A 22285-nucleotide genomic window follows, 5' to 3' on the forward strand; every position below is an offset into this window, starting at 1 on the left:
ATGTCTGATGTTATTAGCGTCCCGGCCAGTGCGCAGGGTACCGTCTATAAAGCTCAATTACTTGATTATTATTACACTCGCCGAGCCGCTTCCGCTATCGGTCAAGGCTCGCGCTTTCAGATGGTTAAAGCATGGTGGGGAACATCAAGTCTCGTCACCGCTAACCCGGCTGGTGGCTTCAAAATCGCCGACATTCCAACGAATTTCGCCAATAACCAACTCCTGAACAAGTTCGCTGAAAGTCAGCTCGTTTGTACGATAGTTGGCTCCACAATCAACATTTCTACCGTGGTACCGCAAGGCTCACTCAAAGATGGTCAGGTGAGTAACTTTAATACGTTATGCCTTGTTGATGACCAAAATAACGCCTTTGCCGTCCTATGCGCTCAACAGGACACCATTTTTAAAGGCAAAGACTACTCAATGTTCGTGTCGATTGAGCAGAGGGCATAAGTATGGCGACAGTTGGATTTTCTCAGGACAACTCATTGCCATTGATGGCTGATATTCAATACATGGAGCCTTACGCTTCCAGTGCATTGAACCGTAAATTTAAAAACATTCTTTTAGCCGGATTCTATAGCGGTTATATCCCGTTGCCGGGCAGTGGCCTAAACGTCCTCATTACCTCGGCGCAATCAGCTGGTGGGTTAGGGACAGGCGTTGCCTCAATCGACACTAATGGCTTTCAAATCTCAGTACAGCAAAATGCTGACATTACGGTGCCTCTTGCCGCAGGCAAGTCCTACATCATTGCGCTGCAAGCAGATTACCAGTTTGGGACCGTCACCAATCAGGTTGATGCTAACTCTACCGTTCAAGCCTCACAGCTTGTAACGCTCGACATTAACGCTAAGTTACAGTCTAACCAGATTGAATTATGCCGCGTTGTCATCCCAGCAGGAGCTAAGCAAATCACCAAAGCGATGATCAGTACGCTTTACCGGATTGACCGCTTAATTGGTATTACGCTCAGTGACCGTATCGACCTGGCCGACAGTAACACTGGCGCAAGCTCTCAGGCAGTTAAGAACGCCTATGAAACGGCCGTGAAATACGCTGATGACAATAAAGCCGCGATCGGCGTTAACAGCGATATTACGGACCTTAACGCAATTAAATCCCTGGGTAAAAATGCCCTTGCGATTGGTGGATATGTCTCAATCAATAACGGAATGGCCGTTACTGCAGAGTCACGCTTTTCTAGCGGTGGTTTTTCCGATCCGTTTTATGGGCGCGCCCTGGCGATTAAAGCAAGCGGTGGAATGGCCGTTGGTGGTGACGTATTTTTTAATAATGCGCTGACGGTCAAAGGTGGCGTAACTATCACAAACGGCGCGTCTATCGTTGGCGACCTAACCGTTGACGATGTAACCATTACGGGAACCGTTGTCGGCGCAATGCCTTCACGCGCTTTGCCAACGAACTATAGCGATCCGGTATGGCATAAAATTGCCAATATCCCCAACGCTGGCTCAGGTGCTAACTGGTTAACGTTAATGTTAACTTCCGGCAACTATGGCGGCTCTCAAATGGGCCATGACGTGCTTAGTTTCACTGGACGTAATATGCCAGCGAAAGATACTCCATGGACTAATGATGTAGCTCAGAAATACGTTAATCACGTACAACTGATGGTAGCCTCAGCGAACGGCGCGCAAATCGGCGTTGTGGCGAATATTTCAGGCGGTGTGTATCAGTCTTTCGACTTCTACATTAAAGCGCCTCAATGGTTTAATGGCGCAACAGTCAGTATTACGGGCGGTACGGGTTATAACTACTACGGTAATAACCTTACATCGGTTAAGGCTGAGCCAACAGGCATCCAGTACATTACGCCAGTAACCGTACTGACTACGCTCTCGCCGAAATATGACCTTTCGCAAGCGGATATGAACCTTAACTCGTTGAACCTCAACAATCCGTTAAGCGTTCAAAGTGGTGGTACAGGTGCGCGAAATGCGACAGATGCGCGCAATAACCTTGGGCTTGGATCCGCTGCAGTCTGTAACATCGGGACCAGTGGCCGAAACGTTCCATTGTTGAATTCATCAAACACCTGGGACGCACCTCAGATTTTTGATGACGGCATGAAGGTTAATGATGAAATTACATCAAGCTCGGCTAACGCCTTCCGTCTTGTTTCCAACGGTAACGGCGCAATTTTACGTAAAGACAACGGTTCCTTTTTCTTCCTAGTTGCAACTGATAACAACGGCTTAGGTTCTTGGAACGCATTACGGCCATTGCAAATCAGCATGAGCACAGGCTTGCTGCAGAGTGCAAACGGGCAAGTTTTTGGTGGTAACACAACCATCAATGACACGTTAACGCTTAAAAACGCCCTGGCTATGAGTAGTGGCGGTACCGGCGCAAACAACCTCGCCGATGCGCGCTCAAACTTGCAACTCGACCGCCTCAGACAAGGGGACACCGAAACGCAGTTAATGAGTGCTAAAGGGACCAACTATCTCTACGTTAGCGAAACCTCTTGGGGTGCGTTCGTTGCAGGTAAAGGCTTTCTTGCATTAGGCATCGCGCAAGGTGGTACCGGCGCAACGGATGCAGCCGGCGTGCGCAATAACTTAGGACTTGGCTCTGCCGCGTTAATGACGTCTTCAACGGCCAACTATGACGGCTTAACGGGAAGGACCAACGAAGCCGCGAGCACCACGCAATTAGTTCAGTTACGCGAAGCAGCGGCGCTTGAAGGGCAAGCCAACACCTTTGGCCCTATGCAAAGTTTCCAGGGCGGTGTAGCACTACCTAGCGCACCAGGCGGTAATGCGAACAGTAACGGTATCTTCAATGGTCCGGCTGACGGCGCAGCTTACGACAAGTACAACTTAGAATTACGCAGCTGGTACGGCATTGGCTTGCGAGATACTTGCTACAACAAGACGAAAATTTTCTTTAATGTCCGTGATGGCTCTATGGGGATGGCGGGCGGTATTAATGCAAGCGGCCTGACGACTTCGAGTGACATTACCGCTGGCGGTTATAGCATTACCAATAAGGAATTCATCTCTAATGGCCAAAACGGCTTACGGATCGCTAATGCCGGTAGTGGGATTCTTTTGCGTAAAGACGGCAGCACGTTTTACATCCTTTCCGTTGCAGATGATTCGAACACTACGACCTGGAATACCTTACGCCCATTCTCTATTGATGTAGCGAGTGGCCGCGTGACCATGGCAAACGGGCAGATCCTTGCTGGTGGGCAGACGTTATCGGGTAACACAACGATCAACGACACACTGACACTGGCTAACGCCTTATCTATCTCCAACGGTGGTACCGGCGCAAAAGATGCAGCCGGCGCGCGTAATAACCTTGGGCTTGGTTCAGCCGCGTTAATGACAACCACAAGTTCGACTTATGACAACATGTCAGGATTAGCCACGGAGTCTGCAAGCACCGCTCACTTAGTACAACTTAGAAACGCGGCAGCACTGAAAGGCCAGGCTAACACCTTTGTGCCCGTGCAAAGTTTCCAAGGCGGCGTAGCACTTCCTAGCGCACCTGGGGGGCAAGCTACCAGCAACGGATTGTTTAACGGTCCGGCAGACGGCTCTGATTACAGCAAGTACAACGTTGAATTACGTACTTGGTGGGGCTTGGCGTTACGCGACACTTGCAATAATAAAACGAATATCGTTTTTGATGCACGTACAGGCGATATGGACACGGTAGGTACCGTTAATACGAAAAATTTGAATATCGCGGGTAGTTATTTAACAGTAGTTGGAGCCGGTGCATCATCTGCATGGCTCGGTTCTGGTGGCAGTGATATCTATCTCTATAACACCAAAAGCGCTAAGCATCTTCAATTGAAAGATGACGGTACATTGCAGTACGAAAACCAGATGATTTATCACACTGGTAATAAGCCGAGCACGCAGGAGCTCATGGATGCGACCGCTAATACCGGCAACATCCCTGCAATTAGTGATAAAGACGACTTAAACGACTACTTAACCGCAGGAATGTGGCGTTGTGATTCAGTCGCTAAGACAATCACTAATGCACCGACTACGGGAATCCGATTCAACCTCACGGTTTTAAACGTTCAAACGGGGATTCCTGAAAACGGCACGACTCAGATTGCTTATGTGAGTAACGATGCCGCGCGACCGCGCGTATTTGTTCGCTGCTACTCAAATAAAACGTGGTCCCTATGGGTTGATATGGCGTCTAACGTCTTCCCTAATGGCGCGACTGTTAAGCAGAATTTACTCGTTGATGGCGGCGACCTGACCGTTAACTCCGGCTACTTACGTGGGATTGATGCTTATCATTACCTCTATATTGGCACACGTAATTCAAATGTTCCTGAATTGGGTACGTGGGGGGGGTACTTTGGGCTTAAAAATACCGATGGTGGCGCGACATTCACGACCTTTCAAAACGGTAATATTACTACCATTGGTAGCATAAATCTGACCAACGATAACACGATGATAAACGTTGGTAACGATAATGATTTTGCGTTGGTCAAGAAATCAGGAACGAGTACGAAAATTGTCGTAGGGAACACCACCCCTTTCATTGTGGCTGTAGCCAGCACAACAACGGTAAGTCCTAGCATTACACAAACTGACCTATTCCGTGTCGATACTGACGGCTCAGGTACGTTTAAGAATAACCTACAAATTAGTGGAAATCGTATAACTGTTGTCGGGGCTGGAAGCTCCAACCTAAATTTAGGGTCAGGTGGATCTGATGTTTATCTTCAGAACAGCAAAACGAACAAGTTCCTACAGTTGAGCGATGACAGTTATTTACGTTACTCAGGCAGCAAGATTTACCATGAAGGTAACAAGCCTACTCCTGCTGAACTAGGTTTCTCGATCGACAACAACCGCTATTACAACGCTAACGATGATAAGCGTAAGTGGGTTCGTGTTGCGACTGTCAATATTCCTCAAGGTGGCCAATGTGCGTATCTGACTATTGTAGGCGGTGCTGGCTATAACGCGGGTTCAAAAGGCCAAGCGGCTAAAACTGAGATTATCTTACGGGCAGGTAACGGCTCGCCGGCTAACTCCATTACTGCAGTGGCTTATGTGCAAGGTTCTACTCCGATTGATCCAGCTGGCGGCTTTGGATGGAAATTTACTAGCGGTAATAACTATGAAATTTGGGCTAATGTCCGTAATTTTACTCAAGGCCATATTGTTGAAGGACGCGCAAGCAGTGGGGTCTTAATTGATTACAGTGACGCTGCACAGGCTGACGAACCTGCCGGGCTTACTGACGGTACCATTTACTACATTCAGTACGATGAAAAAGTAACGACAGACGAAATCTACCCCGTTGGTGCTCCTATCCCTTGGCCGTCAGACTCATTACCAGATGGTCCTTACGCGTTTATGACCGGGCAGAGTTTTGATAAAAACAATTGCCCTAAACTGGCTAAAGCTTACCCAAGCGGCAATTTGCCAGATATGCGCGGTCAAACTATTAAAGGTAAGCCAGCAAGTAATCGCAGCATACTGTCTTATGAAGGTGATGGTAACAGGTGGCATAGCCACGGTGCCTCTATTGGAACAACGGATTTAGGAACAGTATCAACATCGGGCGTGGGTGATCATGCTCACCACATCGACTTCTCGACCCAAGGTGACGGGAACCACGCACATAGCATACAGGGGGTTCATGGTACCTATGTGCGACCGTCAAATATTATGACGGATGGTGCGACCGGTAGCGCATTTACTCAACAGACAGATACTGCTGGATACCACTCACACCGGGTTTTAGGTGATACCTGGGGTGCAGGAGGGCACTCCCATACCGTAGGAATTGGCGCGCACGGGCACTCAATAACTATTAATGGTGATGGTAACTCTGAAACTACTGTTAAGAACATCGCGTACAACTATATTGTGAGATTAGCGTAATGATTGAATTTTCTATTGAGCACCGAACCTTTACGGTCTTTCATTTTGATACGGGAACTAAAGAATATGTTGGTTCAGAAAAGGTTGTAATACCACCTCACACGGGATTACCTGCGAATTGCTGCCTCGTTACTCCGCCGAAAGATAAAAAGGACATGGTACAGATTTGGGACGGTAAAAAGTGGGAGTACGCTGAAGATTATCGGGGTATTGTTATTTATAAAAAAACGTCTGGCCAAGCGGAAGAGTTCCGGGCACTTGGTCCCATTCCTGATGATTATGTGACAGAACAGCCCACTAGCCAATTTGTTATATGGGAGAATGGCAAGTGGGTGGAAGACAAGGACAAAAAGATTGCCGCGCTTACTGAGTTAGCTGAGCAGCGAAAAGTTTCTGAGCTCAATCATGCTAATGAGTTAATAAAACCGCTCGAATATGCCGACAAGTTAGAAATAGCTACAGAGAATGAGAAACTTAATCTCAAAGCCCTGATGGAACATATCGTACTGATCAGTCGAATCAATACGAGTGATCCAGAAAAAATTGAATGGCCAAGCTTAACATTATCTGAGTAAATCACTAACTTCCTACGATGCCTCGGCTTATTAACCATAACTGAGGCATTTTTAATGCAAGTAGAAGATAGTCGCTTTGACGAAAACGGTGTAGTCATTGAGTCACAATGGGTATTCCTATACGGCTTTGATTACATGAACGTGTTTACAACAGGCTATAGCGCCTTTATGACACAAGGCATGGCATTACCGCCTGGTACCACACTTATTAGCCCACCAGCTATTGAGGATGGAAATGCTGCAGTATTTGACGAGACAAGCGGTAAGTGGTCAGTCACACCTGATCACCGTGGTGAGTCGGTGTACAACAAGAAAACACAACAACGCACTACCGTTGATTATCTTGGTGACTACCGCTCAGAAGTTACGCCAATTAAACCAGGTTCGACCTATGACAATTGGGACTATTCAGCAAACAATTGGCGCAAGGATGATGACTATTCAGCCGCGCAACTCCTTGCACAGCAGAAATCGCAAGTATCGGACGAAAGCGAGCGCGCTGATGAAATGATTGCTATCTGCAATGAGCAGCTAGAACTGTCCTATTACAATCCAGGTGAAACAGAGGAATCGATCACAGATAAGCTTAAATTGTGGAAGCTCTATCATCTGCAATGTCAGTCATTCCTAAACGGTACCCTTGCAACCGTTCCTTATGCGCCGGACTCACAGGCATATCAGCAGCAAGTCGCCCAGGCGAAGGCACAAGCCGAAGCTCAAGCCGCTGCAGAACTACAAGACGAATTATCGAAAGAACAGGCTGAGGAACAAGCACAAGCTGCCGCAGACGCGAAAGCCAAAGCGCAAGCCGAAGCTGATGCGAAAGCCGCTGCCGCACAAGCTCAAGCTGATGCAGACGCGAAAGCCCAAGCCGAAGCTGATGCTCAAGCTAAAGCAGACGCTCAAGCCGCTGCAGACGCTCAATCTGCCGCTGATGCGAACGCTAAAACCGATTCAAGCACCCAAGCTTCAAAATAATCGAAATTCTCTTATTCAAGCGCCATTTATGGCGCTTTTTTTTATTCGCAAATCTCGCACCTCCTAATCTTTCCGCACTGTTATTTATCTATCAGGAGAGGAAGTGACTTTAACAGAGCAGTGGTTACTCCTTGTCGCAGTAGGACTATCAGCGCTTAGCGGTATCGGCGTTTTTCTTCATGGCGCGCGAGAAAGGCGGATTGATCGCTCTTTTTTCAGCTTAGCCACAGAGATAGTTCTCGCACTGACTGCCGGATTAACAGGTTTCTATCTGGCACGTCATTGGGCGCTCGATGAAGGATTGACGTTTATCTGCGTACTTGCGGCAAGCAACAACGGGAGGGAAGTGTTGGCTACCCTCAAATCAAAAATCATTGATGGTATTGGAATGATGCTATCAAACAATAAGGATGGGAGTGCATGAGCAACTACCAAGAGCTAGTTCTATATGGATTAGCAGTTTTATGCCTGGTTGATCGGTTTATTTTAGGCCGTAAAAAGATTGACCTTATTGATATTGGAGAGCCACAAAACACGTTAGGTAACGCGATAGCGTTTCCTATCAAGTTGAAGGCAAAAAGAACCAATATCACCGGCGCTCAAGTTGAGTATTGGTTACGTGATAAACGCGACCCGACCACAGTTATCTCAGGGAAAACACGCACCCTGGAATTTACTGAGAAGGGCGCAAGCAGTGAAAACTTGCTTATCGACACGCGTTATCTCGATGCGTCCGATTGGGCACTGACCGTGAGAATTAAACACGGTAACTCACGCATTAACCCTCTTTACCGGGTATTTCCGATAACGAAGGTCCTCACCAAGCAATTCACCATTACTCAGCAAGCAGGAGTTTTCCATGCCACAGCCAGCTAATCACGTCTTATTGGATTTTGACCAGCTCAATGAGAAAGGACTAAAGCCCTTAGTCAAAGCGATCACCACAGGCGGATTTCAAGTGGCAAAAGTCATTCCAGCCGGTACAAGCCGTAAAAAAGATGGTGTAGCGACTAAGACATTCTCACTGGTGGCAATTGATGAACAAGTGATGCAGATCCAAGTCAACGACACGGGCGACATTTCAGGGGTACGGGTAAACGGCAAAAATGCGCCATTCACTCATGCCACTAGCCTTAGCCAAGTCGGACAACAGCTCGCTAAGCTTTTCTCAACCGGCGCGACCGCGTTTGAAAAGGCAATGGCGAAGAAAATTGCGCGCCAAGCGACCAAAGATGACGGCGACACACCGAAAAAGCCTGGTATTAAGTCAAACGTGCAATTACTCAGTGATGCGAAAGCGCGCCGCGATGCCGTAAAGGACGATATTGATAAGACTCAATCACGCCTGACAAGCTCGCAGCAAAAAGCCAACGACAACGCCTCGCAAATCTCAAAACTTACTCAAGATCTAACAAGCGAAAAAAGCTTAACCAAGCAGTTAAGAGAGCAAATCGCAGATTTAGAGGGGAAAAATAATGGTTAATACTGAACAACGAATTGCCATCCACGGACTAGGCCAATTCGGCTTACAAGCCATATTTGAAAGTAATAAAAACTATCACGCTGCAGTCGAGGAAGACGATAGCGAAGGGCTGTTACTTGAACCTGTCACACTCGAAGAAGTTGAGCACGTCTACTTAGGTCATGGCGAAGTGGTCCCAGGTGATAGCGCTATGTTTGAGGCTATTTCGACTCAGCGGCAGCAACTTGCTACTACAATGCGCGCGTTTACTCGCGTTCTTAATAGTGGTCTTAACGGGACCGGCATTTCTGGCGGTGTCGAAAATGCCCCAGGTGGTGATGATTCGGGAACCGTAGTGGGCGGCGCGCAAATCGGCAAGGTTCGCCGTATTGCCGGGGTACCGGTAATGGCTGCAAAAATCCCTCTTTCTGACGGGCAAAGCACCTCCATTATCTTTCACTCACCCACCAGCAACGGCAAGACTATCGTTAATAGTGATCTGCTAGTGGCGTTCCAATTCCTAATCAATAAACGCGATGTTACACACGTAGTCGCGCCGATTGGGGGTAAAGACGTTTCTCTTGCTCAGGTGGCGCAAGCGCTTTCTAACCTTATCGAAAAAAACTCAGGTAAGTTTAAGAAGCAGCAAGCCATGCAGCAGAAAATGAAGCAGGACATTGACGCGTATCAGAACGAAGCCGACAAGCTTGAGAATGACCGCGCTAACCTACTGCAGCAGTTTAATGACGCGCAAAAGCAAGCCGATGACACGGCAAGTCAGGTAAGCACTCTTTCTGATCAGCTCGCGCAGCAAAAGTCGATTAATGCCGACCTACAAAAGCAATTGGATGCCCTACAAAATGCGCCGGCACCTGCCCCAAGCCAAAACATTACCGATAACTTACGCACCGTGAAAAACGCGATCAACATGGACGGCCAAGCTAAGTTAAGTGATGGCTCAACTATCCGTGTTAAGACCGTTGATGACGGCGAAGCGCACACCTACGCCATTTTGGAAACGCCGGACGGCAATACGTACCAGGTAGAAGCCAAAAGTATGCAGGGCAGTAGCGTGAATGACGCGGTAGGCAAGATTTTTAAAGCCTACCGGGCAGGGAAAGCGGATAAGTACAAGGTAGATCAAGCCGCTGATGCGGTTTCTGATACGCCGGCACCAAAGACCGACACAGCGCCAGTAGATCAGGGCACTCCGATTGATGAAGCGATTGAATCTGTAGGGTTCCAGTTGACCCATACTGAGCGTGACGTGGTAAATGACTACGATAATGAAGATAGTCTGACGGCTGATGAACAGCAAAAGCGCGATCAGCTAGAAAAAGAGGCCGACGATGCTGAGGCTAGGCTTAAAGAACTGGCATACGCTACCAATATCAGTGGCGATAAACTTAGCCAGCTATTTGACGCGACAGACGGTAAGCATGACGGGGAAGTGAATACCTTAGAAGCGTTGCAGTGGATTAAGGACAACAATATCGACCCGAATACCGCCGATTTTAGCGAATTGGCTGACCAAATTAAGGCTAGTAAAAAAGCTGACGTAGAACCGACCCCACCGGCCGACCCGGAGCCAGAACCAGAACCGGCAGCACAGCCAGCAGGGTTCCGTTATGCCCTGGTTAACCGTCCGGCAGGTATTGGCGCGGTGCCTGATGGTCAAATTGCTATCTTGCCGAAAGATGACAATGACCCGTATAGCCAATATGCGCGTAATGGCGTGATTGTTTACCCGGAGAAGCTGACAGACGAGCAAATGAGCCAATACGAGCTCAAATACTTGCCTACCCAAGCCGATTACAAGCAATACGCTGAGCAACTGGCACAAGGGCGCTTAGGCGAGTATGCAGAGCAATATCTGGAACTGGCTAAGGAAGACGTTAATACGTTTACTAAAAATGTCTCATTGCAGTTTAAGAAGGCTTTCCCGAATGTTGCTTACCCGTTAGGCAGTGATGTGAACGTGTTTATGACGGATGTAATTGCCGCGCTGACCGATGTTGCACAACCGGATGACGCTAAGCCGGACGATCAGCCACCAGCTGACACCGGAACAGGCACAGACGATAGCCAGCCGGACCCGATGGACGTTGCACAAGCCAACTTTACTGATATTGCGAACCTCGCAGGGGTAAGCGCTGATTCTGTAGAAAGCTGGTGGACAGCCAACGGAAGCGGTAACGAAGCGTTAACCGATCTGAAAGATGCGCTAACGGCCGCACCAAGCACGGCCAACATTGAAGCGCTTAAATCCGCGATCGATTTTGGTAATACGTTTAGTGCCGATAACGTCAAGCCAATGCCTGAGCCTGAGCCTGAGCCTGAACCAGAGCCAACGCCTCAACCAGAGCCGGCGACCACACCTCAACCAGATAAGACAGGAGACAATGACGTGCCAGAGCTCGACAAGCAGAGTAATGATGCGATTGCCGCGCTTAAAGCCTTACTCACTTATCAGTCAGACGACATTAAGGTTATTGGCGAGAAGCTGCAGGAAGCGCAAAACGCCGCTCAGGCACTTGTTGAGGCCGGAACCTATGAAGATAACGAAAGCCTGGTAAACGATGTGGCTAATAACCTCATTCAGTTAATGGCTGAGATCCAGAAGAAGGGGGCATAACGATGTTAACGGCGATTCAGCGTTTACAAATGGCGGCTCAGGTCAACACGCTAATGGACCAGCAGAAAGACGCTAAGCCAATGGACCGCCTTTCTATTGCTATTCAGATTAATGACCTGATGACGCAGCTAGGGTATGGTCAATCGGCAACCAATAACGATGACCAGTCATCGCAACGGGATGATAATCAACCAGCACCGGCACCGGCACCAGAAAGCACCCCAGTACCGCAAATTGTGACCGATTTTCTGGCCGGTAAGTACACCAGCGCCACCAAGGATGCCTTTATCACGGCATTGCGAGGGGTTAAGGAATATGTGGGGACGTTTTTATCTTTTGAAGATGCTAAGGATAGAAGCCAGCAATGGCTTGAGCAAAGCGGCTACCTTTTAACGATAGCCTGATATAAAAGCCCTCAAATGAGGGCTTTTTCTGGACAGTCGAACACTCGTAATAGGCGCGTTTTGAATCGAATGTGTTGGGTAATAATGTGCTTGTGTTCGTCAGTCATATAACTGTTTTGGACTATCTCGATCAACTTATCCTCTTTGGCTACAACTTCCTCGATATATTTTTTCGCTAATGCCGGCTTAATATCAAAACCTGCGGCACATTCAATAAAATCATAGCCAACTAGATCTCCATATTTCGAGTCGTAACCATCGGCATTTTCATGGTCATATTCTTCTCGTTTCAATAAAGGGAGTGCCAAGTGCGCCGTGAACAAGGCAGGATAGGGAGCCACGCTAACGAAGTCATAGACAGGGGTTATATATACATTTTCCTCTGCAGGGTGCATTACCCCGATATTGCGTAGATGAAAGTCATTATTCCCAAAAAGGTAGGCACAGACTACACGTTTAAAATAATCGCGCCTAACGGATAACGCGGTATCTATTTCTCTCGTTATGAAGTCGCCAACTTGCTCATAACTTACCGTATAATATTTGCCTTCTTTTCCATACTTATCTTCAATTGCCATTGCCCCATCTATTTGCTCCTGGTGAATTCTCGACTCACCTTCACGATCGTAACGAGCGATGATAAAAGCGAGTTCTTGTTCGTCCGTTCCGTCTGGTGACGCAAAGGGGATTAACCCGAATTCAGGCACCTCGAAACCAAGTGCTTTCATACAAGACATGATCGCATGTTCGTTTTCAGCGAGGTTCGGAAAGGCTTCTGGCGAAGGTTTTAAGATGTAGGTACCGCCATCATCGACCACCTCAAGTTCGCCCTGATAATTAAGCACGAGAGATAGCTTAGGTTGCGCACCTGATATGCTCATTCCTTTTTGCTCAAAGGGTTTTTCTTCAATAAATTCTTTGCGTGTAAAGGGTAGCGCAGGTTTAGCATTGCGCTGAGCAAACAATGCCTTAATGCCTCTACGAGACATTCCTGACGGCCGCTCAGACTCCTTGAGGGGAGCCAAAGTAATCAAGCATCTTTCACGAGTCATTTTCTAACCTTAGCTTTACCGCACCGAGTAAGTCTTTCCCGTTTTCAACCAATAGGCCGAGCGTGTCTTTTTCATCAATTCTCTGCGTTTCTGAATAACGCTTTTTCAACCAGCCTTCCGGCGCTAAACCATGGAAAAAAGGCGGTAGCTTTTCTGATGAAAATACAGTGCCGTTATTAGGGAGGCTTAGCGAGATAGCAGGGCCCTTGTAAGAGGGTAAGTAGCTGAAATGAAACATCCCATCTCTCTGAATAAGATAGCCTACGTGCTTGTTGTAGAGATATACGCTCACTACCCTACGCATAATTTGAACCCTATCTCTAAACATAGCTTGCTGAGGTTGCCGAATCGCGCATGGTAAGGGCGCTTGATGATGCGTTTTAAGGTTGCGATGGGGATCTCTGTCTGAATAGACAACTCATCATGGCTAATTTTCAGGGTTTTAATCCTGTCCTTAATCTGAGCGCTTAGCTTTTCCTCAGTAATCAAAAAGCCTTCCATTTTATATCCTCGGCAGTATCAAAAATGATATATGTAACCATAATACACCCTATTTTATAACCAATCTATACCATTCAGTATCAAATATGATTCTTTGTAACACGTATTTTTGGTAAATACCGAAGTCCATAACCTCAAGCCTCAATTCAACATTGGGGCTTTTTTGTGACTCAAACCGACCAACTAAACGGAGCCGCGAGTATTGATGAATTAATCGTACTCATAAACTCCACCGAGAAAACGCAAACCGATACCGGGCGATCCTCGCATGTCGTGACGACCAAGGGAGGGCAGGTTAAAACCGCTTTTAAGGTTGTCGATGCTAGTAGCCTAATCATTTCCAACAACCAGGATGGGACCATTAATCCGGCGTTTCCGGCTGACCTGCAGCCACGCGACCGCACACGTCTAGCCAGTAAACTACAGGTGCAAAAAATTGCCGCGTCACTGCGACCTGAGCAACTTACTGATTCTGGACTGAGCAGCCAGGGCTCACCCATTATCGGCCCTGATAACGTTGTTGAGTCCGGTAATGGCCGTTCAATGGGGATCGTGCGCGCCTATCAACAAGGCCAAGCAGATGATTACCGCCAGTTTCTTATTGACCATGCCGCAGACTATGGCTTGTCAGCCGATGAAATCAGTAAGTTTAAGCAGCCGGTACTTGTGCGAGAGCGTCAAACAGACGTAGACCGCGCGCAATTCGCCCGTGACTCGAACCTTTCCGACCTACAGGAAATGTCGGCCAGTGAAAAGGCGTTTTCTGATTCGCAATTTCTATCCGATAACACCATGGCGCTCTTTGCGCCGAGCGATGACGGTAACTTACTGGCTAAGTCTAATATGTCGTTTATCCATGCTTTCTTGCGCGAGATTGGCGATAACGCCTCAGCTGGATTGCTGACAGAAGACGGACGGCCCACGAAGCAGCTGATTGACCGCTTACAAAACGCTATCTTTGCCAAAGCCTACAAAGACGACCGGCTAGTGAAACTGGTGTCCGAAGAACCCGATCCTGATATGCGCAATATCCTGACCGCGCTCAACGTGGCGGCGAGTGACTTTGCACAAATGAGCCGTGTGTCGGCCGATAACCATAAATCGACCGTGAGCGGCTTAGTTGATGGTATCGAGAATGTAGACGACCTAGACCAGCAAGCCATTGCAGCACTGCAGGAGGCGATTAATCTTGTCCGGGAAGCAAAAGACAACGGCCAGGCTATCGAAGAAGTGATCGCTCAGCGTGGGCTGTTTGAAGAATCAACGAAGGAGGCAGAATCCCTTGCATTATTCATTGTGTCTAACAACCGAAGTGCTAAACGCATGGGCGCGGCTTTTAAGCTTTTGGCGAGTAAAATTAATGAGGAAATTACCCACCAGCAGCAAGCTATTGGGGATATGTTCGGCGAAGTACCAGTAGACCTAAAATCCATTCTCAGCGCCGTATCAGCGCAGATTGAGGATGAATTCGGTGAAGGGAAAGGGCTTAACTTTGCGATGTTTGAGGCCGCTGGTGGCCGTAAAACCCTCAAAGATGTGCTAGGCGGTTGTACTAATTGTGACGATATTGAACACGTCATAGATATGCTAGAACCTGAGCTATCAGATTATAGCCGGTACGCGGCCGCTGTTAATCTTCTATCATCGACCACGCCAGATAATCAGGCCGCTCTAGCGACCTATCAGAAAGTCGCCGCCTCAGTGTTACCGCCGACCATCCGAGGCATTAACCAAGAGAACATGTGGATAGCGACTACGTTTTTCTTAGGCATCATGCCAACACCGAAAGAGTATAAGGCGCTATTTTTGGACGGCTCGCCTTATCAGTACCTATCACTAATAAATCACTTAATTGGCGATCAGTACGCGGTGACAGATGAAAACATTGCGATGGCACGGCAAGTCAGCGCCATGATTTATAGCTTTGTGAAAAAAAATGGCTTATTGCCTAACATCATTCAAGCGATGCTGAAAACGCAATCAATCCAATGGGCCGAAGTTAAGCCAATACTCGACCTGGCACAGAAGGTTAGCGTAGAAAGCCAGATCACCCCACAGGAAGCGGTAGAGAGAAAAGACGCCGCGATTACCGCTGGCGATAAGATTATTAGCGGCGCTAAACCAATGGAGGACCGCCAGGAGTCCCTGAAAAACACCATTTTGGCGAATAACAGTGAAGTGGTAGCGCTAATCGAACAATACGGTGGCATAGACGCGATTTATAAGGCTTGCGACTACAGCGCTAATATTGAAAATATTCTTTTGATCGCTTCTGGTTCTATCCCTGGCAATTTCCTGATGAACCGGGCAATGTCCACCATTCCTACACTGGATGATGGGAAATTTGAACAATTTGATAAGTTCGTTAAAAACTATCCCGACCTCTATCAGAGCCTAACCGAATTACGCTTAAAGGCGTTGTCCGGGAAAGGTGCTGAGGCACAAGGTCCAGACGCCACAGCCGAGCCAGGAACAATCCCTAAAGTGCTTTCCGATATGATGGAGAGCTCAGTGATTAGCAAAGAACAGGGCGATAAGTTCGCGCAATCCATCAACATACCGAAAACAGATCAGGCGTATTTTGATAAGGTTTATGGCAAGGGGGCGGTTCAAGATAACCTCAGCATGATTTATCGCCTTGTGGGAGGCAAGCTGACCACACTGAAAAGCATCAAGCTCGATAAGCGTAAAAATGGGCGTTCCTATGCCTCAGTGACAGAATCGCTGGTTGTTATGCGTAAAGGCGCAGGAATGGATGTGTTATGGCATGAAATAGGGCACCACATTGAGTTTTCTAACCCTGCTTTGCTACAAATGGTAAAAGAGCACTTACGTAGCCGTAAAATAAACGACCGAATGATTGTTAGCGGTACCGGCAGTGATAAGGAATACTATTTTAACTGCGATTTCTCAAATAAATATACTGGCCGGTCATACAACGATAAGGCGAATATCAACGATATTGACTCACTCGCTTGTACAGAAGTGATCAGTATGGGGATTCAATCGCTGGTAAATCCAGATTACGGCCGGCAGAGCCTTGCAAATGGCGATAATATTGTACAATTGGTTGTAGGTTATATGCAGGAGTCGCAACGTGGATAAAGTAACTGAAAGTAAGGTGCCGGTAACAATTAACGGCGTGAGTGGAGAGATTGTTTTTAATGGCCCTGACCTTAACGATCTGGACGCGGATTGCATCGTATCGACCACAGGAGACTTAACGCCGGTGATACTGGAAAAATACTTCTTTGATAATGCGCGTCCATTCCCTTATGACGACCCAGCGATGTATGAAGGATTACCGGCTTATTCGGTGCTGAACCTTTTAGGGATTTTTGGATTGGAATTCGTTTGGCCACCAGAAATCATCGTCCCGGAAAGGACAGAGCTTCAAGATTTAATGCCGGAAATTAACTAGCATTGAGAAAAGGGCCTTAGCGGCCCTTTTTTTGCATCCTACCGTATTCTTTTACTTGCTAGGCTATAGACGTCACTCCGTTCACGCTTACCTACCGCCACAACCGCAATAACAAGTTGATCATCAATTACCTCATAAACCAAGCGAAAGCCGGAAGCGCGCAGTTTAATTTTGTAGCAATCTTTTAAACCGCTCAACTTAGCTGAGGGAATATGCGGATTTTCGCATATTTTTTTTAATTTTTTAGCGAATTGTTGTTGGATGGTCTTATCTAGCTTTTGCCACTCTTTGAGAGCTGACTCCCTGAATTTAATGCTGTAGGTCACAAGTAACTATCCAGATCAACGTCAACTAAGGGTTGGTTCCTACGTTGCTCAACAAGTTTTACGAGTTCTTGATCATCTAACGCATCTAGTAAGCTTTCGTACAATTCAGCCGGTACACAATAAAAGGCTGGCTGATTGCGGTTAAGTATTGCAACAGGGTAGCCGTCACCAGCGTTAACAGTTGCCATGGGATTTTTTTTTAGTTCACTCACACTTGCGCTGGTATCGCTAAGAATAATATTAGGCATAAAGACCTCTAAAAAGACTTGTTAACAGGTCATGTATTATAGCAACAAAAGACCTGTTAACAAGTCATTTCATGGCAAATAACGAACTTCATACGGTACACGCTCCGTAACTATTGGAGTAGTACACAATGGAGCTTACCCAAGCACAGCAAAATAACCGTAAAGCTTTCGGCGATACATTGGCCTTCTCTGAGGGCACAAGCACTTCACCGGCAACACGAAACAAAGGCTATGACGTGATCGTGACGGGTACCGATGGAAAGCCTGAAATCTTCACGGACTATAGCGATCACCCCTTCGCAAATCGACCAGGTAAAGTATTCAGCAAGAATGGACAGCGTTCGACTGCAGCAGGGCGTTATCAGCAACTTTACCGATTCTGGCCAGCTTACAAGCAGCAATTAAAACTCACTGATTTTAGTCCTAAGTCACAAGAGCTATTGCTCGATCAGTTGCTCAAAGAGCAAGGCGCTTACCTAGACGTCCTAAACGGTAATATCAATGCTGTATTTGCTAAGTGTTGCGATATTTGGGCTTCATTGCCTGGTTCGCCCTATGGCCAGCACACGCACGAGCCGCAAACCCTACTGGATGTATTCGTAAAATCTGGTGGCGTTATCGCTTAACACGCCCACAATACCCTATTAGATTAATATCGGTAGGGTATTGTCTTAGCAGGTACGAAAACCTTTAGGGGTTGTGTAGTTCACGTCTGAGTAATCGCTTTTAAATGCACTGTCATTCTTCACGGGCTTACTGGACTGCTTAAACCAATTCATACGAGCACTGAGTTTTGTTGCCTCACGTTGAACCTTGGCGTGGTACTTACGTTTTCTAAGTAGCTTTTCCTGTTTACGCTCACGCACTCTCTTTGCAACGCCTTTTGCAAGACATTCCCTTAGAATTTTATTAGACATTGGCGCTTTCGCTGGTGGCGAAATTTGCTCAGTAGTTTCTTTGGGCTGGTTATCCATGGCAGCGGTAGTGTCGCTAGCGCCTTTTACGGTTTCTCTTACTTCTAAAGGTTTATATTTATTATTAGCTACGCCATTTTGGCGTGGGGGGATGTGACAATTTGGCGTAGGGGGGGTGGGTTTAAATTTAATGTTAATCAGTAACTTAGATATGATTGCTTTAACCGCCTTTACATGGTTTCCGATCGACAATCTTTTAGGCTTAATGGCGTTTCTTAGCTGTCGTGCGAAGGAAAGGAAGTTAGCAGTAAGCTTGTAGACGTTAGCCAGGCGCGCGCCGTTCTCTTTGTTATAGACCGGAAGCACCTCAACCATGTTGTGTTTCTCAGCTAAAGTGCAATGGCGTGAAGCTGTACGAAGGCTAACGTTCGCTATCTCGGCAAGCTGACTTTGTGAGCGGTTGATGATGTATTCATTCGTAGATCCGGCGATGTTGGACGAATCAGAAAAGATACTGGCGAAAGGAAAGTAAAAGCTTAGTGCTTTAAACGCGTTTTGGATGTCAAAACCCGTTAGACGGGCGGTGTTTTCATTGAATTCAGCGTTCATGTTGGTATAATAGCGCTCGCTTGTTGGTTACAAGTAAAAGTAAAAAAGGTCCTCGGACCAAGCTCGTTGTTTTAGCTCGATGGAGCAATGAGTAGAAAGTTTAGTTTTGCTACGGATTGAACTTTCGACTAAAGCCACTCTCAGAAGGTGGCTTTTTTTACGCCTGAAACAAAGCGGAACGGATAGTAAACCCTCTCAAAAATGCGATCAATACTGATCAAGCGATCAGGTTGCAAAATGAAAACGCAAAAAAGACGGCCGAAGCCGCCTTTTACCTGCCATCTACCGATTATTGCTGTCTTAATACGAAAGGATAGCTAATTGCATCTTTTTTACCGACTGCCGATGTTTTAGGCTGATCGGGTAACTTTCGTTCGCCAATAGGCAAGTCGCGTGTTGCTTTCTGTGACGCTGATTCTAATAACGCCGCAACAATTCTCACATCATCCTCAGTTTTCATATTTACCAACGCCTCGCGCTGCGCTTTTGATAAGAAAATAGGCATGTTTGATACGGCTTCAAGCATAATCTGCTTGCGCTTCTCGTTGTTACGTTCCAGTTCTGCGAGCTGACCGCGCATTACAGATTGCTCGTGTCGAGCTCGGCGACTACGCGTTTCTTCCATTGCCAATGCGGATTCCAGCATCGCATTACGTTCATATTGCGTAATTGGGTCAACTGCATGTAGCTTGTCGAAGTGTTCAGCAATATCAATCGCCGCCGACTCGCTAAAGCCGCTCGTTTGTAGGTGCGTAATGATCGAGCTTTGGCGCGATTCTGCCGATTCAAACATCATTCCTTTTTTATCTAGGCTGATATAGTTGGGAGTCGTTACGTAGTCCATGCCGTGATAGCTATTCACGAACGAGCGAAACGCCTGATCATCGCCACCGGTCGCCCATGACCAGCCACCAGCTTTCGATTTTTCCATACCATCAACAATTTGCCCTGGTACGGTGTCCATAATTTCCTGCGAGTGCGTCACAATCCCTGAATCATCTAACGAAATATCAAGCGTCCGGTTACTAGGGACGTTATCAAGTAAAACGGGCTTACCATCAACGAAAACCACGGAAGTTTCAGGTAGGTCCAATTCACCTGTTTTTTCGTAGTTCATTGCACGTCTACCATGCCCGTAATAGCCGTACATTTCCCCTAGTGCAATGCGCTCTTTGACCATCGGATCATTCAGAGTGGTGGCGATACTCTCAAGTAAATACTTGCGGTTGTTTTGAGGGGTGTACTTTCTGATTTTATCAATCAGAGAAAAGCGGTCCGTTACCGTTCTCATAAAGTTATTTTTCCTGTGGGTTTAAAATGAAGTGAGCAAAGGAAACTAATTGTTCATTGGACCAATTAGCCGGGTCGTCACCGATTGCCGGTGCGCTTTCGTTCATCATGTCGCCGCCACCGCTTTGCTCGTCAGGGGCTTTGATGGACCGAAATTCTTTAATCATTTGCGCGACTTGTTCCGGCGTCATTTTCAGCTGGTCAATGAATAGGTAACTCATAAACGTATCGCTGCCGGACATTTTCGGGCTGTTATTGATGGCATCCATAACCTGAACCAGCAGCGTGACAAAGTTCGCGCGCGCGTCTAGCTCGCGGTTTTCTTCCTCTTGGATAGCGGTATTCATTGAATGGAATGTGACGGTGAAAGGGCGGTCCTCGCCGATGTAGGTTTTGCCGTACTTGTACGCCAGGTGAATATCTATTAGGCGCTCGATGGCCTGTTTTGCTGCCGCACGGATCCAGTTTGCACGTAATGCGGCTTGGATAGCCGTTTGCGCCCAACCGCCTTCACCGAGGCCACCGGACATTTGATCAGCCCATCCCAACATTGTTGAATCAACGCCCAGGGACGCGGCCAGCTGGCGAAGATGGAACATAACGTCTTCAATGCCGTTAATGTCTGCAGGGATTGATTGCGTATCGACCGTAATCCCGTTTTTACCGTTCCCCATAACAGGTATGAGGTGGTTCATAACGGTAGGCATAGCAAGGTTGCTGGTGGCGCGCCGCTCTAACATATCGTTGTTACGTTTGAGAGATTGCGCGACCGTTCGCGTGTAATTTGCCGCGTTGGCCACATCTAGCGAATCGGTAGAAAGTGCGATCAGGCGGTCAACTTTGGCACTGTTAAAACGCACGGCTTTTAAGGCTTTCAATGCGCCGGTCAGGTTTAAGAATGGCTCGTAACTGGACTCTAAGAACGAGGTACCATAGTTTTGTGTTTCCATTACTTCCTTGTCAGCTTCATCGGCTAACAGGCTATAAGGTCGCGCGGTACTGGTTACGGGCATTGTGCCGCCGTCTGGCTTCCAAAATGGCGTTTTCATCGGGACCAATAGCCACGGTTCAGACAACACTCGCTCGCTCGAATCCTGCTTAGTGATGTAATCACCGGCGAAGCCTACCAGCTGATTGCCCTGGTAATACTCGCGCACGAAATAAGGCAGTGTGTAGTAACTCGACTCAATCCCCGTAATGCCCTTGCCTTGCTGAGCATAAGGACGGCAATAACTCGTTCCGAATACGGACATAATCATCGCCATCGAGGGCAACAGGGTATTAATCATATCGCCCAGGTCAGCCGTTAATTCAGCGCACCGATCGGCGGCATCCTTATCGTTTAAATCCTTGGGGGTGATAGCGAAAGAATGTCCGGTTTTCTTGTCTGGTGCGAGGGCATACGTGATGTGAATACTCAGCGCGGCGTTAACGGTCGGGCTTTTTGCCATTTCCTCAAAAACTGAGTATTGGCCGTGCCGGTCGCTTGGTAATTGGGCCGTACTGGTAATGCTGTCCCCACTTCCTGACATTGCCCCTTCACCATCAATCTGACCTGGCGCGCCTGTCACTGCAGAGCGTGAAACTACAGACGAGCCAGAAGATAAATAGAGCGGCGTGGAATCGGGTCGATTCCCACCAAAGAGCTGCCGGAGGGATTTAACTACGCCGTTCATCGGCTTAGGTATCTTTGCCATCGTAAATCACTAACTCCATAAATTTATTAATCGCATTAATCCTATGCAGTTCGTTATTTGGGGTACCCATGTCGATTAGAGATATTTTGAGCGGTGTAGCGTCTATGGACGACTTAATCGCTCTTATGGAGAAGGCTTATAAGCACCGGGATCCGGTCGCTTATGGAGTCAGTAAAGTGGAAGGTGTCAGCCTTCAAAAAACGCGGCGCACGGCTAACGATGCCGCGATTGAATTACTTAACGAATTACCGATTGGTACAGATGGCAATA

Annotated in this window: 20 protein-coding genes and 1 pseudogene; 13 read left to right on the plus strand and 8 right to left on the minus strand. The window is 47.4% G+C overall.

What is annotated here, in order from left to right:
* The 9 genes from MKR94_RS11675 to MKR94_RS11715 all read left to right on the plus strand — a co-directional run bounded on the left by MKR94_RS11675 (nt 1) and on the right by MKR94_RS11715 (nt 11957).
* Nucleotides 1-453 carry a phage tail protein gene (locus tag MKR94_RS11675; RefSeq protein ID WP_241647062.1) on the plus strand — a complete coding sequence of 151 codons (453 nt, stop codon included), beginning with the start codon at nt 1-3 and terminating at the stop codon, nt 451-453.
* 2 nt (nt 454-455) lie between these two features.
* Entirely contained in the window at nt 456-5903 is a 5448-nt protein-coding gene (locus tag MKR94_RS11680; RefSeq protein WP_241647063.1) for a tail fiber protein, read from the plus strand.
* Entirely contained in the window at nt 5903-6478 is a 576-nt protein-coding gene (locus MKR94_RS11685; protein WP_241647064.1) for a tail fiber assembly protein, read from the plus strand. The genes MKR94_RS11680 and MKR94_RS11685 overlap by 1 nt, the downstream gene beginning before the upstream one ends.
* 54 nt (nt 6479-6532) lie before the next feature.
* The gene (locus tag MKR94_RS11690) at nt 6533-7456 is read left to right on the plus strand and encodes a hypothetical protein (RefSeq protein WP_241647065.1); all 924 of its coding nucleotides are present in this window, start codon (nt 6533-6535) and stop codon (nt 7454-7456) included.
* Nucleotides 7457-7559: 103 nt separating this feature from the next.
* Nucleotides 7560-7880, plus strand: coding sequence for a holin (locus MKR94_RS11695; protein ID WP_241647066.1), 321 nt, complete (start codon nt 7560-7562; stop codon nt 7878-7880).
* Nucleotides 7877-8332 carry a lysis protein gene (locus tag MKR94_RS11700; RefSeq protein WP_241647067.1) on the plus strand — a complete coding sequence of 152 codons (456 nt, stop codon included), beginning with the start codon at nt 7877-7879 and terminating at the stop codon, nt 8330-8332. The genes MKR94_RS11695 and MKR94_RS11700 overlap by 4 nt, the downstream gene beginning before the upstream one ends.
* Nucleotides 8316-8939 carry a defense against restriction DarA-related protein gene (locus tag MKR94_RS11705; protein ID WP_241647068.1) on the plus strand — a complete coding sequence of 208 codons (624 nt, stop codon included), beginning with the start codon at nt 8316-8318 and terminating at the stop codon, nt 8937-8939. The genes MKR94_RS11700 and MKR94_RS11705 overlap by 17 nt, the downstream gene beginning before the upstream one ends.
* The gene (gene darA / locus MKR94_RS11710; protein ID WP_241647069.1) at nt 8932-11553 is read left to right on the plus strand and encodes an antirestriction phage head protein DarA; all 2622 of its coding nucleotides are present in this window, start codon (nt 8932-8934) and stop codon (nt 11551-11553) included. Before MKR94_RS11705 ends, darA begins: the two co-directional genes overlap by 8 nt.
* A gap of 2 nt (nt 11554-11555) precedes the next feature.
* Nucleotides 11556-11957, plus strand: a complete 402-nt coding sequence (locus tag MKR94_RS11715) for a hypothetical protein (protein ID WP_241647070.1) — start codon at nt 11556-11558, stop codon at nt 11955-11957.
* Between the two features lie 11 nt (nt 11958-11968).
* Here the strand turns inward: MKR94_RS11715 and MKR94_RS11720 are convergent, their stop codons facing one another.
* From MKR94_RS11720 to MKR94_RS11730, 3 genes are read right to left on the minus strand one after another with little or no spacing between them, the layout of a single operon-like run.
* Nucleotides 11969-13009, minus strand: a complete 1041-nt coding sequence (locus MKR94_RS11720; RefSeq protein ID WP_241647071.1) for a type II toxin-antitoxin system HipA family toxin — start codon at nt 13007-13009, stop codon at nt 11969-11971.
* A complete protein-coding gene (locus MKR94_RS11725; protein WP_241647072.1) occupies nt 12999-13313 on the minus strand; it encodes a HipA N-terminal domain-containing protein in 315 nt (104 codons plus the stop codon). The genes MKR94_RS11720 and MKR94_RS11725 overlap by 11 nt, the downstream gene beginning before the upstream one ends.
* Entirely contained in the window at nt 13301-13510 is a 210-nt protein-coding gene (locus MKR94_RS11730) for a hypothetical protein (protein WP_241647073.1), read from the minus strand. Before MKR94_RS11730 ends, MKR94_RS11725 begins: the two co-directional genes overlap by 13 nt.
* 165 nt (nt 13511-13675) lie before the next feature.
* Between MKR94_RS11730 and MKR94_RS17190 the strand changes: the two genes are divergently transcribed.
* Both MKR94_RS17190 and MKR94_RS11740 read left to right on the plus strand, forming a co-directional pair.
* Nucleotides 13676-16615 (plus strand): hypothetical protein, encoded by a 2940-nt coding sequence (locus tag MKR94_RS17190; RefSeq protein WP_241647074.1) that lies wholly within the window; start codon nt 13676-13678, stop codon nt 16613-16615.
* Nucleotides 16608-16931, plus strand: coding sequence for a hypothetical protein (locus tag MKR94_RS11740; RefSeq protein ID WP_241647075.1), 324 nt, complete (start codon nt 16608-16610; stop codon nt 16929-16931). The genes MKR94_RS17190 and MKR94_RS11740 overlap by 8 nt, the downstream gene beginning before the upstream one ends.
* Before the next feature lie 38 nt (nt 16932-16969).
* Here the strand turns inward: MKR94_RS11740 and MKR94_RS11745 are convergent, their stop codons facing one another.
* The gene (locus MKR94_RS11745) at nt 16970-17257 is read right to left on the minus strand and encodes a type II toxin-antitoxin system RelE family toxin (protein ID WP_241647076.1); all 288 of its coding nucleotides are present in this window, start codon (nt 17255-17257) and stop codon (nt 16970-16972) included.
* Entirely contained in the window at nt 17254-17505 is a 252-nt protein-coding gene (locus MKR94_RS11750) for a type II toxin-antitoxin system Phd/YefM family antitoxin (RefSeq protein WP_241647077.1), read from the minus strand. The genes MKR94_RS11745 and MKR94_RS11750 overlap by 4 nt, the downstream gene beginning before the upstream one ends.
* Before the next feature lie 128 nt (nt 17506-17633).
* Here MKR94_RS11750 and MKR94_RS11755 point away from each other — a divergent pair, with 128 nt between their 5' ends.
* A complete protein-coding gene (locus MKR94_RS11755; protein WP_241647078.1) occupies nt 17634-18131 on the plus strand; it encodes a glycoside hydrolase family 24 protein in 498 nt (165 codons plus the stop codon).
* A gap of 45 nt (nt 18132-18176) precedes the next feature.
* Here the strand turns inward: MKR94_RS11755 and MKR94_RS11760 are convergent, their stop codons facing one another.
* The 3 genes from MKR94_RS11760 to MKR94_RS11770 all read right to left on the minus strand — a co-directional run bounded on the left by MKR94_RS11760 (nt 18177) and on the right by MKR94_RS11770 (nt 22015).
* Nucleotides 18177-19028, minus strand: a complete 852-nt coding sequence (locus MKR94_RS11760; RefSeq protein WP_241647079.1) for a hypothetical protein — start codon at nt 19026-19028, stop codon at nt 18177-18179.
* 289 nt (nt 19029-19317) lie between these two features.
* Complete coding sequence (locus MKR94_RS11765) at nt 19318-20319, minus strand: head processing protein (RefSeq protein ID WP_241647080.1); 1002 nt, start codon at nt 20317-20319, stop codon at nt 19318-19320.
* A 4-nt stretch (nt 20320-20323) separates the two neighbouring features.
* A complete protein-coding gene (locus tag MKR94_RS11770; protein WP_241647081.1) occupies nt 20324-22015 on the minus strand; it encodes a portal protein in 1692 nt (563 codons plus the stop codon).
* Between the two features lie 68 nt (nt 22016-22083).
* On the opposite strand from MKR94_RS11770, the pseudogene MKR94_RS11775 reads away from it, so the two are divergent.
* Nucleotides 22084-22285, plus strand: a pseudogene (locus tag MKR94_RS11775) (hypothetical protein); the annotation flags it as partial.

The organism is Rosenbergiella metrosideri (assembly GCF_022602565.1).
Lineage (GTDB): Bacteria > Pseudomonadota > Gammaproteobacteria > Enterobacterales > Enterobacteriaceae > Rosenbergiella > Rosenbergiella metrosideri.